General features: G+C 29.3%; 16 protein-coding genes and 1 pseudogene. 6 read left to right on the forward strand and 11 right to left on the reverse strand.

Annotation, left to right across the window (positions count from 1 at the left end; all coding sequences use genetic code 11):
• Nucleotides 1-115: 115 nt before the first annotated feature.
• Genes rdgB through CEE44_03965 form a run of 3 tightly spaced genes read right to left on the reverse strand, consistent with a single transcriptional unit; the run spans nucleotide 116 to nucleotide 2,069 of the window.
• A complete protein-coding gene (gene rdgB / locus CEE44_03955) occupies nucleotides 116-670 on the reverse strand; it encodes a non-canonical purine NTP pyrophosphatase, RdgB/HAM1 family (protein ID TKJ17658.1) in 555 nt (184 codons plus the stop codon).
• A complete protein-coding gene (locus tag CEE44_03960) occupies nucleotides 667-1,569 on the reverse strand; it encodes a hypothetical protein (GenBank protein ID TKJ17659.1) in 903 nt (300 codons plus the stop codon). The genes rdgB and CEE44_03960 overlap by 4 nt, the downstream gene beginning before the upstream one ends.
• Complete coding sequence (locus tag CEE44_03965) at nucleotides 1,566-2,069, reverse strand: hypothetical protein (GenBank protein TKJ17660.1); 504 nt, start codon at nucleotides 2,067-2,069, stop codon at nucleotides 1,566-1,568. Before CEE44_03965 ends, CEE44_03960 begins: the two co-directional genes overlap by 4 nt.
• A 182-nt stretch (nucleotides 2,070-2,251) precedes the next feature.
• Between CEE44_03965 and CEE44_03970 the strand changes: the two genes are divergently transcribed.
• Entirely contained in the window at nucleotides 2,252-3,502 is a 1,251-nt protein-coding gene (locus CEE44_03970; protein TKJ17661.1) for a glutamate dehydrogenase, read from the forward strand.
• Here the strand turns inward: CEE44_03970 and CEE44_03975 are convergent.
• A complete protein-coding gene (locus tag CEE44_03975) occupies nucleotides 3,492-3,707 on the reverse strand; it encodes a histone (protein TKJ17662.1) in 216 nt (71 codons plus the stop codon). The genes CEE44_03970 and CEE44_03975 overlap by 11 nt on opposite strands.
• Before the next feature lie 35 nt (nucleotides 3,708-3,742).
• Nucleotides 3,743-4,483 (reverse strand): di-trans,poly-cis-decaprenylcistransferase, encoded by a 741-nt coding sequence (uppS, locus tag CEE44_03980; GenBank protein TKJ17663.1) that lies wholly within the window; start codon nucleotides 4,481-4,483, stop codon nucleotides 3,743-3,745.
• A gap of 102 nt (nucleotides 4,484-4,585) precedes the next feature.
• Between uppS and CEE44_03985 the strand changes: the two genes are divergently transcribed.
• Nucleotides 4,586-5,464, forward strand: coding sequence for a hypothetical protein (locus CEE44_03985; GenBank protein ID TKJ17664.1), 879 nt, complete (start codon nucleotides 4,586-4,588; stop codon nucleotides 5,462-5,464).
• Here CEE44_03985 and CEE44_03990 read toward each other — a convergent pair.
• Together CEE44_03990 and CEE44_03995 are read right to left on the reverse strand one after the other, a co-directional pair.
• Nucleotides 5,461-5,982: a hypothetical protein gene (locus tag CEE44_03990; GenBank protein TKJ17665.1), complete on the reverse strand. Its 522-nt coding sequence runs from the start codon at nucleotides 5,980-5,982 to the stop codon at nucleotides 5,461-5,463. The two genes, CEE44_03985 and CEE44_03990, sit on opposite strands and share 4 nt — an antisense overlap.
• The gene (locus CEE44_03995; protein TKJ17666.1) at nucleotides 5,979-6,677 is read right to left on the reverse strand and encodes a hypothetical protein; all 699 of its coding nucleotides are present in this window, start codon (nucleotides 6,675-6,677) and stop codon (nucleotides 5,979-5,981) included. Before CEE44_03995 ends, CEE44_03990 begins: the two co-directional genes overlap by 4 nt.
• 71 nt (nucleotides 6,678-6,748) lie before the next feature.
• Here CEE44_03995 and CEE44_04000 point away from each other — a divergent pair, with 71 nt between their 5' ends.
• The 3 genes from CEE44_04000 to CEE44_04010 are packed head-to-tail and all read left to right on the forward strand — an operon-like array spanning nucleotide 6,749 to nucleotide 7,574.
• Entirely contained in the window at nucleotides 6,749-6,889 is a 141-nt protein-coding gene (locus tag CEE44_04000; protein ID TKJ17667.1) for a hypothetical protein, read from the forward strand.
• Entirely contained in the window at nucleotides 6,886-7,362 is a 477-nt protein-coding gene (locus tag CEE44_04005) for a hypothetical protein (GenBank protein ID TKJ17668.1), read from the forward strand. The genes CEE44_04000 and CEE44_04005 overlap by 4 nt, the downstream gene beginning before the upstream one ends.
• A 2-nt stretch (nucleotides 7,363-7,364) precedes the next feature.
• Entirely contained in the window at nucleotides 7,365-7,574 is a 210-nt protein-coding gene (locus CEE44_04010; protein ID TKJ17669.1) for a hypothetical protein, read from the forward strand.
• Between the two features lie 276 nt (nucleotides 7,575-7,850).
• On the opposite strand, the pseudogene CEE44_04015 reads toward CEE44_04010, so the two are convergent.
• The 4 genes and pseudogenes from CEE44_04015 to CEE44_04030 all read right to left on the reverse strand — a co-directional run bounded on the left by CEE44_04015 (nucleotide 7,851) and on the right by CEE44_04030 (nucleotide 10,788).
• Nucleotides 7,851-8,078 (reverse strand): annotated as a pseudogene (locus CEE44_04015) (hypothetical protein).
• A 120-nt stretch (nucleotides 8,079-8,198) separates the two neighbouring features.
• Nucleotides 8,199-9,443 (reverse strand): hypothetical protein, encoded by a 1,245-nt coding sequence (locus CEE44_04020; protein ID TKJ17670.1) that lies wholly within the window; start codon nucleotides 9,441-9,443, stop codon nucleotides 8,199-8,201.
• Complete coding sequence (locus tag CEE44_04025; protein ID TKJ17671.1) at nucleotides 9,428-10,156, reverse strand: hypothetical protein; 729 nt, start codon at nucleotides 10,154-10,156, stop codon at nucleotides 9,428-9,430. The genes CEE44_04020 and CEE44_04025 overlap by 16 nt, the downstream gene beginning before the upstream one ends.
• Nucleotides 10,153-10,788, reverse strand: a complete 636-nt coding sequence (locus tag CEE44_04030; protein ID TKJ17672.1) for a hypothetical protein — start codon at nucleotides 10,786-10,788, stop codon at nucleotides 10,153-10,155. Before CEE44_04030 ends, CEE44_04025 begins: the two co-directional genes overlap by 4 nt.
• 93 nt (nucleotides 10,789-10,881) lie before the next feature.
• Here CEE44_04030 and CEE44_04035 point away from each other — a divergent pair, with 93 nt between their 5' ends.
• Entirely contained in the window at nucleotides 10,882-12,594 is a 1,713-nt protein-coding gene (locus CEE44_04035; GenBank protein ID TKJ17673.1) for a threonine--tRNA ligase, read from the forward strand.
• The last annotated feature ends 1 nt before the right edge of the window (nucleotide 12,595 follow it).

The following is a 12,595-nucleotide window of genomic DNA, read 5'->3' on the forward strand; positions in this document are numbered from 1 at the left end:
ATATATGTATTGTTAAAAAATGTGGATGCATGTGGCTCTCACATTTTGGACATCGCATAGTAATACCTTTTAATTGTTATCATAATAATCATTTATATACTTTTTGCTTTAGAAATCAGTTTTTAATAAACTCACCAAACTTCCTAAATACCTGTGCTCTTTGGGAAAACTGGTTCTTTTCTTCCAAACTCATGTCTGATATTGTTTTGTCCCTTCCTTCTGGAATAAATATTTTATCATAAGGCATAGTTTCTTTATCTTCATTATAAATTTTTGTTGCTATCTTCCCTTTCATAACACCTTCAAATAAATTAGGTTCTTTTCCAGGTTCACAAAAAGCCGCTATTGTTTTAAAATAAGCTTTCCTTGATTCATTTTCTAATAATTTAAAGATTCCTTTGAAACCTATTGTATTAATAACAAATTTAGGCAAGGCCCCTGGAAAATTATTGTAAGCATCAAAAAATAAACCAGTGTCCTCCAAAATGATTGGTTTATTTAATCTATCTGCTAATTTTTTAGCAGCATTTCTTGCTATAATATCAATACTTTCATCATGGTTCTCTTCATATTCTATTTCCAAATGTTCCAATTCAATAGGGTAATCTTTTAGAATATCCTTAACCTCTTCAAATTTATGTTTGTTTGTTGTTACAAAATAAACTTTCATTCTATCAAACCATGAACATATTGTATCTCATCTGGATAAATTATCTTAGAATCTAATCTATCTACAATAGAAGAATAAACCTCTAACCCGATTACAAAATTATTAGCATAACCAGGATCTACTGGATAATTAGCAGCTAAATTTTTAACTCCAATATCTTTCAATCCTTCTTTATACTCCTTATACTTTTGAACAGAAAACTTAATTGGATGTTCTTTTACATCACTCTCTTCAAAATCAGCTCTAGTTAATTCTTTTTGTTTAAGAGTAAATGCCAAAACACCTGTTAAGAATATTGAATCTACTTTTAAATCAGGATGAGAATTAAAAACAGCATCAACTTGTTTTCTAAGAAATTCTTGAGCATTTCCCCACGCTTCTTTATTATTAAAATCATCTTGTTCATAAGATTCTTTTAAGAATTCTTGATTAATTTTATTAACACCTAAAGGCAAAAGAAAATGTTTCATCTCATTATTTTTAAAAACAATTACTTCTGTACTTCCACCTCCAACATTAGCAGCTGCAAAATCTCCATCAACTAACCCAGCATACGCTTTTCCAAGTAATTTACCTTCTTCTTCATGGGTTATAATTCTAATATCAATATCTGTTTCCTCTTTTAATTTATCAATAAAATGACTTGAATTTTCTGCTTTTCTTAATGCATCAGTCCCTATAATCTTTGTTGTTGAAACACCCTCTTTATTATTTATATCCAAACAACCTTTTATATAATCTAAAGCTCTTGTTATCCCTTTTTCATCCAAAAGATTAGTCTTTAATACATCCTCTCCTATCTTAATTGAACTCTCTCTTCTAAAAAATACCTCTTTTTTACCCTCAAAAATATAGTGCTTAATACTTTTTGTACCTATATCTATTATTGATGTCCTCATTTCCCAAACTCTTCTAATCTGTATTCTCCTTCCTCTTCAGTCATCTTTATTTTATGTAAATCCACTTTACTATCTTTTAACAAGAATTCTTTTATCATTGATAAATCACTCGGAATTATTTTTGTATTTTTTAATTCATTAATATCAAACCATTGCAACTCTCCTTCTTTTGTAGCCTGTATATTTGTATGTAATGGCTTTAATTTACAAACATATATCATAAGATGAGCGACCTTATCATCTTTATTATGGATAATTTCAGAAGCAATACCCCTAAACCCTTCAAATTCACAATCTAAATCTGTTTCTTCTTTTATTTCTCTTAAAGCAGTCTGTTCAGGGTGCTCTCCAAACTCTATTTTACCACCAGGCATACTCCAAAATCCAACATAAGGAGGCGTAACCCTTTTTATCAAAAGAATTTTATTATCATTAGTAATCCCACTAATAACTATACTAATAAGCTTATTATAATTTTTTCTTGAAGTTTCTTCCCCCATTTTAAAATGGACCCACCGGGAATTTCGTAATATATATCGAACCCGGAATCTCACCCAAGCCAAGGGCGTATTTTACCATTAAACTATGGGCCCTGTAATTAAATCAATTACACTATCTTTAAAAACATTTCTACTTTATCATAAATTATATAAACCTACAATCTTTACTTTTAATTAGAAAAATGGAAAAAATAAACCCGCACGAAAATGCGAAGAACATTATAAAGAAAGCATCAGAAATAATAAATTTAGAAGAATGGAAAACTAATATTCTATTAAATCCTCAAAGAGAAATAAGTGTTTCATTTCCAGTTAAAATGGATGATGATACAATAAAATTATTTAAAGGTTATAGAGTCCAACACAACAACTCAAGAGGACCATACAAAGGAGGGATAAGATACCATTGGGACGTTGATTTAGATGAAGTTAGGGCTCTTGCAACATGGATGAGCATCAAATGCGCAGTAGTAGACATTCCTTTAGGCGGCGGAAAAGGGGGTGTTGTTTGTAATCCAAAAGAAATGTCAGAAAAAGAATTAGAAAGAATGACAAGGGCATTTACAAGAGCAATTGCATATAATATTGGTCCCGATAAAGATATTCCAGCACCAGATGTTTATACAAATTCTCAAATTATGGATTGGATGGTAGATGAATATGCTAAAACAACAAAAAAACAACCAAAAGATGTTTTAGGAGTTGTTACAGGTAAATCCTTAGAAAATGGAGGATCAATCGGAAGAGACACAGCAACAGCAAGAGGTGCTCAATTTGTATTAAGGGAATCTATTGAAAAAGGTTATACATCATTAAAAGAATTAAAAAATGCAAGTGTTGTTGTCCAAGGATTCGGAAATGCAGGATTTAACTTTGCAAAACTATTACACGAAGATAAATGTAAAATAATTGCTGTTTCTGATTCAAAAGGAGGGATCTTTAACAAAGAAGGATTAAACCCAGAAGAAGTTTTAGAATATAAAAAAAGGAATAAAACAGTTATAGGCTTTCCAAACTCAACTGAATTATCAAATGAAGAAGTCCTAGAACTAGAATGTGATATTCTAGCACCAAGCGCCTTAGGAAATGTTATAACAAAAGAAAACGCAGACAAACTAAACACAAAAATTATAGTTGAATTGGCAAATGGCCCAATTACACAAGAAGCAGATAATACCATCTATAAAAAAAGCATAGTTGTTCTACCAGATATTCTAGCCAATGCAGGAGGTGTAACTGTTTCATCATATGAATGGCAGCAGAATCTAGTAAATGAAAAATGGGATGCTGAAAAAGTTGATACAATGTTAGAAAAAACAATGAGAACAAACGCTTTAACTGTTTTAGAAACAGCAAAAAAACATAATACAAATAACAGAGTTGGAGCCTATATTTTAGCAATAAATAGAATCTCAGAAAAACTTACTTCTTAGCAGCTAGCTTAATATCCCCTTCATGAACAGTTTTTCTTCCAGAATGCTTTGCTATTTCAACAGCTCTTGAAGCTATCTCCAAACTTATATCTTTTACAATATCAGACAGAGCATTAACAGCAGATGCAGATACTCTTCTAGCACCAGAATTCATCATAATTCTTGCAACTGTCGCTTTAGGAATTGTACTTGTTTTTCTTTGCATTTTTCCACCTAATCTAATTTTTATTAAGTATTTATTTAAAGTTTTTGTTTTTCAAAATCAGAAACAGCCTTTTCAAAATCATCCTTCCCAAAATCAGGCCAAAGTTTCTTTGTAAAATATAAACTTGAATTTTTAGAATCCCATAACAATAATCCAACTGATTTTTGCTTTAATCCATTTTTTATTATCAAATCAGGAGGTAAAAAATCCGATGCATAAATATTAGATTTAATATTATCTCTATTTATTGCATCCAAACCAATTTTTTCAGTCTTTGCCTGCATAGCTAAGATCTTACAAGCATCAACAATCTCATCCTGACCATTATAATTAATACAAAAATTTACAAAAAAACCATCATAATCTTTAGTTACATCTAAAAGTTTTTTTATTGGCTCTACAACTCTGCCAGGCAAATCATACCACTTACCAAAAGTAGAAATCTTTATATGATTTTGTTGAATAAATTCAGATTCAGCCAATTCATTAAATAATTCTATCAAAGAATCCACCTTCATAGAAAAATGCTCAAGATTTTTCATATCAGAAGGCAAAACATAGATTGTTAAGATAGGTATTTTAAGCTTTATCTGAGATCTTATAGTGTTTCTTATAATAAGATTGCATTTTTTATAAGCATCATCAAGACTTTTCTTATTATTTTCAGCCCAGGGTATAACTCCTTCTGTTGTTATAGCAACATGATGAGCCCTAACTTTAATACCTTCTTTCTCTTCATTTTTTAATAGTTCTGAAAATTTATCAAGTATAGCCATTTCATTATAAATAAGTAGTTAAAACTTATAAATATTATGCATTTTGTTAAATATAAGTAGTAAAAACAAATCTTTATAAATATCATTTATTGTTGTAAAATTATGTTGCCAATAATCTTAGCATCCATAGCTGTTATTGTTCTAATAATAGCCTCTCTAACAGATATAAAAACAAGAGAGGTTCCTGATTGGATTAATTTCTCAATAATTCCATTAGGACTGGGTATAAGATTAATATGGTCCTTATCAACAAACGATTATAGCTATATAATAGAAGGATTAGTTGGTTTTAGTGCTTTTTTTATTCTGGCTTTACTAATGTTTTATACAGGACAGTGGGGAGGAGGAGACTCAAAAATGCTCATGGGATTAGGAGCATTAATTGGTTTACCATATCAATTCTTGTCATCAAATATTAATTGGTTAATAGAACCTCTACCTTCTTTCTTGATAAACACAATAGTAGTTGGATCTATATATGGTTTTGTGTGGAGCATAATTCTTAGTCTTAAAAACAGAAAAAAATTCCTAAAAGAAATAAAAAAAACAACTCAATCAATTGCAAAGCTCAGCAAAATAATGATGGTGTTGTTTGTAATCCTCCTTTTTTCAACACTATTAATCCAAGATATTGTTATAAAAATTTTAGTAATTTTATTAATAGTCTTTATACATGGCTCATTCTACTTATTTATTTTTATTAAGGCTGTTGAAAAATCCTGTATGTTAAAATACGTAAAACCAACAGAAGTTACAGAAGGAGATTGGATTGCAAAAAAAATATTTGTAAATAAAAAATATATAGCAGGCCCAAAAGATTTAGGCATAGAAAAAAAACAATTAAATCAATTGATTAATTATTATAAAAAAGGAAAGATAAAAAAAGTCTTAATCAAAGTCGGAATACCTTTTGTACCTAGCTTCTTAATTGCCTATTTATTTACATTATGGATAGGCAATATCCTTTTATTATTTATCTAAGGTATCCTTTTCAAATGCTTAACTAAATAATTCGAAGAATCTATATGTTCTTCAGTTTTTTCATCAAGATTAACAGGTTCTGCTTTTTTCTCTTCAAAATAACCTACTGTTTTACTTTGGTCTTTTATCTTCAATTCTATAGTGGACATATCCTCTTCTGTTAACTGTTTTGGCTGCCACTCTAACTTTATTTTATCATCAGGCATCCTTGGTATTACATTAATCAAAAAATGATTATGTTTTTGTCCTGCTGCAACACCATTTTCAACAAATATATTTGTTCCCTGAACCTGCAAAACCTCAAATAGAGAAATAGAAATCTTATTAGCAATCCAGAATAAATGCCCAACCTCAAAATCAGGTATGTGTTCCATTATAGTATAGTGTTTTTTTGGTATAATCCAAACATGACCGTGAGAAACAGGCTCTGGACATAAAACAGCCACAATATCATTATCTTCATAAATCTTTTTTGATTTTCCAGATTTAATTATATCACAAATTTGGCATTCACTCATTTTCCACCTGTTACAAGATTGGCAATATCATCCAAACTTACGCTCTCTTTTTTGGCCTGCTTTTTGGTTTTCTTTGCTTTTGATTTAGAACTTTTCTTAGTTGTTTTTTTCTTAGGTTTATCCTCAAATTCAGCATCAACAACTTTTGGTTTTTCAACTTCTACTACTTCCTCTTCAGTTTCAATACCAAACTCTTGATTTAATTTAGCAACTAATAATCTCCTCAACTCTTCAAGAGCCTCTTCACTACTTTTTTTACCTTTAATATCTAACACAAGACCATCTTTTTCCATCCTTGGAATTATATGAATCATAAAATGCTGAGCCTTTTGTCCTGCAGCCATACCATTAGCAACAAATATATTTATTCCCTGAGCTTTTAGAGCTTTTAACAAAATAGAAGAAAGCTGTTTTGAAATCATAAACATGTGTTTAATAATATCCTCAGGAATCAAAGGCATTATAGCATAATGTTCTTTTGGTAACAATAATATATGACCTGGATTAGATGGATTAATATCAAGTATTGCTAAACACTTCTCATCATCATAAATCTTTTTAGAATTAACTTTTCCTTCAACAATATGACAAAATACACAATTCTTAGCCTGGAATTCTTTTAATTCTTCAGGACTCATATTCTTAATTTTTTCCTGCATCTCTTTTGCTTCTTCTTCAGACGGCATATTAACCATAAATTCGTGTATTTATTTAAATCTTTTCAAAAATCACAATATTTATAAACAATTAACCCAATATAAAAAGCATGGCAGAAGACATAAGAAAAATAAAATCCTGTCCAGAGTGTGGAAGCACAAACATTGCATACAAAGAGAATGAAAATCAGATAATATGCAAAGATTGTGGATTAATATACGAACCCTTGGCAGAAAAAACCAAAAAATGAAAAAATATATTGCTCTAATTTTAATCATAGCGTTGCTTATTTTAGTTGGATGTAAAAAATCAACCATTACACCAACAGGTACTGTAACACTTGATCCACTAGAAGAAGAAATTATAGAAGAAGTTGAACCAGAAGAAACAACTATAGAAGAAAATACAACAGAAACAGAACCAAAAGCAACAATACCAGAAGGAACACACATTGTTGCAATGCAAATGGCTGGAACAAGCATGGTTTTCTTCCCAAAACAACTAACAATTTCTGTAGGGGATACAATAAGATGGGAAAACAGATTAGATTATCTTAACAAAACAGCAGAACTAACTGTTTACTCTTATCAAAGTTTATTTAGAGGATCTAAATTAAAGTATGGTGAATATTTTGAACATACTTTCAGAGAAAAAGGAACATTTAGGTATAATGCATTACCATACATAAAAATATTTAAACCTGGAGAAATAATTGTTAGATAGAGGTGATATTAATGAAAAAATATAAAAAATCAACAAAGAAAAAAACATATAGAAAACCTATTATGAAACAACAAGACAAAAAAACAGTAGGATCTTCTTTAAAGTATATTACATTAATATTCTTATTAGCAGGATTCTTATTTGAAAACAGACCCCTGATGGGAGTAGGATTAATTGTTTTAGTAGTTTTCTTTATGATGGAAAAACACTAAAATTTATTTTTTTAATTTTGGTATTCCTTTGTAAGCAGCTAGGCCAACTAAGATCAATACCATCCAGAAAATCATAATATCTATTTTTCCTAAAACCATTAGAATCAGATTTAAAACAACAATTATAACAAAGAATATCGACAGAATCTTAATTGATTTCATTTATTTAAAAAAGAAAATAAAAAAATAAAAAGGTAAAGCTTATCGCTTTTTCTTCTTTTTAGCAGCCTTTTTCTTCTTAACAACTTTTTTCTTAACTGCCTTCTTTTTCTTTCTCTTTCCGCCTCTCACCATTTTTGCGCAAGAGATATCTCCTTGTTTATCAATGAAATACAAGAATCCAGATTCTTTTTTAACACCAACTTTTGCTACAACTTGGATTTTTGCTTTTCCTTTTTTCTTCCCTCTTGCCATTTTGGCTCTAGCTACGTTTCCTTTTTTATCAACAAAATATAGGTAGCCAGATTCTTTTTTAACACCAACCTTTTTTACTTTTTGTGCCATTTTTTAAACCTCTCTATTTTTTTAAGACAAAAATTGTCCTATGTCGTCTAAACATAAACTAGTATTTAAAGGTTTCTATTTTTTATCGTCGGAAAAATGATTACTTCTCTGTGACAAAAATCAAATAATAACAAAAACTCTGTCATTCTCCCTCACAACCATCTCAAGCTTTACACCAACAAATCCTTTTTTGATTCCATTTACCCTTTTATGATCTTTTTGCATTGACTTAATACTTTGCTCAACAACTCCTGTTTTATTCCCCTGAATCATTATATGATCTCCTATTTTTACACCATGAGATTCTATCTTAATTTCAGCTACCTTAACATTTTTATAAAAATTCTTCACAACCCCTACATAAATCTTCTTTTTTGTTGCTTTACTTCCATAAGTTTTAGACCATTCGTCTATTGGTTTGCCCATATAAAAACCAGAAGAAAAACCCCTATTGTAAACTGTCTTTAATTTTTCTAATAATTTTTTCTTATCTGCTTTAGGATTATCAATAGCCTCTCTATAAATATCTGTAACAACCTTAACATATTCTGGACTTCTGTTTCTGCCTTCTATCTTAAAACAACTAATCCCTGATTTAACTAGTTTGTCTAAAAAAGGCAAAGCGCACAAATCTTTTGGGCTTAAAACATAATCTTCTCCTATTTCTAATTCATGCTTCTCCTCAACATCCCTCAGAAAAAACTTTTCTTTTTTCTGATGGTGCTCAGAAATCTTTGATTTCTGACATTTGATTAAATATTTTCTTCTGCAGGGCTGTAGACACTCCCCCCTATTAGCAGATTTTCCAAATACCTCCTGGCTTAAAAAACACCTTCCAGAAACAGAAACGCACATTGCACCATGCACAAAAGTTTCAATTTTAACATTTATTTTTTCTTTTTTTAATTTCTTTATGATATTATTTATCTGCTCCAAAGATAACTCTCTTGCTAAAATAACCCTTTCAAAATTCTTAAACTTCTTTTTTAAAATTTTTATAGCTTCAAAATTAGAAATTGATGCTTGTGTTGAAATGTGAATTGGCAGATTTAATTTATTAGCATCACTAATAACAGAGAAATCCCAAGCGATTATTGCATCTATCTTTACTTTTTTAGCTTTTTTAAGAATTTCTTTAATCTTATTTAGTTCATCATCATAAACAATTGTGTTAATTGCTAAATAAGCTTTAACATTATTCTTATGACATATTTTAACAACCTTTTCTAACTCTTTTAGACTAAAATTCTTAGCACCAGCCCTCATATTCATTCCTTTAATCCCAAAATAAACAGCATCTGCTCTAGCTTGAATAGCTGCTTCTAAACTTACAAAATCCTGTATAGGGCTTAAGAGTTCAACCATTTTCTCACAAAACTTATCTCTTTTTCATACTCATCAATATCTTTTGCACCTATTTGCGATTCAAGAACAATAGGAAATTTTCCTTTCTTTATAATCTCTAATCCTTTTATATATTCTAATCTTAATGAATGAAGAGGTAAATGCAAATGATTAAAATAACTAGCACTAAGATGAGAATAAATAATATCTTTTCTAAATCTCTTAAAAAGATTATTTATTGTGCCTTCTTCAGAAGAATGGGAAGTATCTAAAACAAGTTTGAAGGATTCATTATCTTTTAAGATTTTAGCATAATCCTTTATTTTAAAACCATGATACTTTTCCATATTCTCTATACTATGTTGATAATCTTTTATATTAAACACTTTAAAATTAGTTATTTGTTGAGGGTGAATATTCAAATTAACAGCATCTATTTTATCATAAATATGATATAATTTATCTAGTATTTTTTTTGTTGCATTATTCTTTGAAAATAACATTTCCTTGCCACCTAAATCAAAAGGGGCATGAACCGTATTAAAATCAAGATCTTTTAGGATTTTTATCGAACTTTTTTTAATCTTGAACTTTAACAGATCTCTTGCATCTCCTACTAAAAATTCAAAACCATCTATATCTAATTTAGAAACTCGTTTTATTGATTTATTAAAATCCTCTTTGAGATAAGGATTATACAAAAGCCCTTTTGACATACAAACTTTTCTTCTCATTTTAAATCTAAAATATTAACAAAACCAAAATCACCTTCTAACCTAGGACATGCAGTGTTAATCCACGAATCAATAAAAGGAAAGTTTTCTAATTGACTAATATCAACATTATCTGTAATAAAGAAATAAAACTTTTTATCTTTGTACTTTTTCTCTAAAAATTCTAAGGTTTTCATAGAATATTTTTGTCCTATTTTAGTTGAAACCAAAACTCCAATATTTTCACTAGATAAAAACTTAATCATAGCGCCTTTTCTTCTTTTATTATAACTTTCAATCTTTTTCTTATCTAATTCACTAATCTTTCCATCAAAAGGATTCAAAATATAAACATCTTTTCCTAATAAACCCAAAGCAATTGGATGAAACTGACCAGTTCCAATATACAAAAAAGCATCAACATCATCTTTAATCTTTTTAGCAGAAGAAACATCACATCCTAAAATCTGGGATTTATATTTTTGCTTTCCTTTACCTAAAAAAACCTTTTTTCCTTTCAACTGTTTTTTAACATCATCTAACTGATCAAGAAACTGTACTGTTGTAGCTAAACCTATTTTCTGAGGAAGTTTACTTATATTCTTAATCTTTATCTTCCCTCTGTATCTCGCTTCAATAAATAATTGTCTCATGTTAAATTAAAAGAAAATCTGTTTTTAAAAATCTGTTGGTTTTTATAATAAATAAGCACAAAATATATAAACAAAACAACCCAAGTAATCAATATGGCAAAAAAAGAAGATATAACAACTTTAAGACATTCTACCTCGCATATTCTAGCTCATGCTGTAAAAAAACTATTTCCAAGAACAAAATTAGGAATAGGACCCGCTATAGAAGGTGGTTTTTATTATGATTTTGATGTTAAAAAATCATTCACTCCTGAAGATACAAAAAAAATAGAATATGAAATGAACAAACTCATAAGGCAAAATCTTGAATTCAAAAAACAAATAATAACCAAACAAAAAGCAAAAACATTATTCAAAGATGAACCATATAAACTAGAATTAATAGATGAACTAGAAGGTTCTAAAGTTACAATATATACTCAAGGAGATTTTACTGATTTATGCAAAGGTCCACACGTTGAAAATTCTAAAGTTTTAAAGGCATTTAAACTAACAAAAACATCAGGAGCCTATTGGAGAGGAGATTCTAAAAATAAAATGCTCCAAAGAGTCTATGGAATCGTTTTCCATGAAAAAGAAGAACTAAAAAAATACATTCAACAACTACAAGAAGCTGAAAAAAGAGATCATAGAAAAATTGGTCAAAAACTAGATCTTTTTTCAATGCATGATGAAGCACCAGGAATGCCTTTTTTCCATGATAAAGGAACTTTTATTTTCAATACATTAATTGATTTTATGAGAAACGAGATGAATAGAAAAGGCTATGAAGAAAACAGAACACCTATAATTCTGAATAAAGAATTATGGTTAAAATCAGGTCATTGGGATCACTATAAAGAAAATATGTATTTTACAAAAATAGATACAACAGATTATGCAGTAAAACCAATGAACTGCCCTGGCAATCTATTAATATACAAAACAAAAGTACATTCTTATAGAGATTTGCCACTAAAAGCAGGAGAATTTGGTTTAGTCCATAGACACGAATTAAGTGGTGTCTTGGCAGGCTTATTCAGGGTTAGAGCATTTACACAAGATGATGCACACGTATTTTGTGAGGAAAACCAATTAAAAGATTCTATAATTGAATTAATTGAACTATGTGATTATACATACAAAACATTTGGATTTACATATGAAGTTGAACTAAGCACAAGACCTGAAAAAGCAATGGGATCAAAAGAAATTTGGGATAAAGCTGAAAAATTCCTAAAACAAGCTTTGAATGCTAAAAAAATAAAATACAAGATTAATGAGGGAGAGGGAGCTTTTTATGGACCCAAAATTGATTTCCATCTAAAAGATTGCATTGGAAGAAAATGGCAGTGCGGAACAATTCAAGTTGATTTTTCCATGCCTGAAAAATTTGACTTAACATATGAAGGAAAAGACGGCAAATCTCATCACCCAGTTATGGTACACAGGGCTATCTATGGATCATTAGAAAGATTCTTAGGAATTCTAATAGAACACTATGGAGGAAATTTTCCATTATGGTTAAGTCCTATCCAAGTAAGAATATTAACTGTTGCAGATAGGTTCAATAGTTATGCTGATAAAGTTTCTAAAGAAATGAAAGATTCCGGATTAAGAGTAGAAGTTGATAAACGCGCTGAATCAATCTCAAAAAAAGTAAGAGAAGCTCAACTCTCTAAAATAAATTATATATTAGTAGTTGGGGAAAAAGAAGTAAAAGATAAAACAATAACAGTTAGAACAAGAGATAATGTTGTTCATGGTGCTCAAAAAGTTGACTCTTTTATTAAAAAATTATTAGAAGAAAATAATAAAAAAAGGTGAT

The sequence above is a fragment of the Candidatus Woesearchaeota archaeon B3_Woes genome, assembly GCA_005222965.1.
Classification (GTDB): Archaea; Nanobdellota; Nanobdellia; order Woesearchaeales; family B3-WOES; genus B3-WOES.

What these genes read in the sequence shown, in the direction of transcription:
- uppS (TKJ17663.1), bottom strand. Translation starts at nt 4,483, where the DNA reads ATGGCTATACTTGATAAATTTTCAGAACTATTAAAAAATGAAGAGAAA.
- CEE44_03975 (TKJ17662.1), bottom strand. Translation starts at nt 3,707, where the DNA reads ATGCAAAGAAAAACAAGTACAATTCCTAAAGCGACAGTTGCAAGAATT.
- CEE44_03965 (TKJ17660.1), bottom strand. Translation starts at nt 2,069, where the DNA reads ATGGGGGAAGAAACTTCAAGAAAAAATTATAATAAGCTTATTAGTATA.
- CEE44_03985 (TKJ17664.1), top strand. Translation starts at nt 4,586, where the DNA reads ATGTTGCCAATAATCTTAGCATCCATAGCTGTTATTGTTCTAATAATA.
- CEE44_04030 (TKJ17672.1), bottom strand. Translation starts at nt 10,788, where the DNA reads ATGAGACAATTATTTATTGAAGCGAGATACAGAGGGAAGATAAAGATT.
- CEE44_04025 (TKJ17671.1), bottom strand. Translation starts at nt 10,156, where the DNA reads ATGAGAAGAAAAGTTTGTATGTCAAAAGGGCTTTTGTATAATCCTTAT.
- rdgB (TKJ17658.1), bottom strand. Translation starts at nt 670, where the DNA reads ATGAAAGTTTATTTTGTAACAACAAACAAACATAAATTTGAAGAGGTT.
- CEE44_04035 (TKJ17673.1), top strand. Translation starts at nt 10,882, where the DNA reads ATGGCAAAAAAAGAAGATATAACAACTTTAAGACATTCTACCTCGCAT.
- CEE44_03990 (TKJ17665.1), bottom strand. Translation starts at nt 5,982, where the DNA reads ATGAGTGAATGCCAAATTTGTGATATAATTAAATCTGGAAAATCAAAA.
- CEE44_04020 (TKJ17670.1), bottom strand. Translation starts at nt 9,443, where the DNA reads ATGGTTGAACTCTTAAGCCCTATACAGGATTTTGTAAGTTTAGAAGCA.
- CEE44_04005 (TKJ17668.1), top strand. Translation starts at nt 6,886, where the DNA reads ATGAAAAAATATATTGCTCTAATTTTAATCATAGCGTTGCTTATTTTA.
- CEE44_03995 (TKJ17666.1), bottom strand. Translation starts at nt 6,677, where the DNA reads ATGGTTAATATGCCGTCTGAAGAAGAAGCAAAAGAGATGCAGGAAAAA.
- CEE44_03960 (TKJ17659.1), bottom strand. Translation starts at nt 1,569, where the DNA reads ATGAGGACATCAATAATAGATATAGGTACAAAAAGTATTAAGCACTAT.
- CEE44_04000 (TKJ17667.1), top strand. Translation starts at nt 6,749, where the DNA reads ATGGCAGAAGACATAAGAAAAATAAAATCCTGTCCAGAGTGTGGAAGC.
- CEE44_03970 (TKJ17661.1), top strand. Translation starts at nt 2,252, where the DNA reads ATGGAAAAAATAAACCCGCACGAAAATGCGAAGAACATTATAAAGAAA.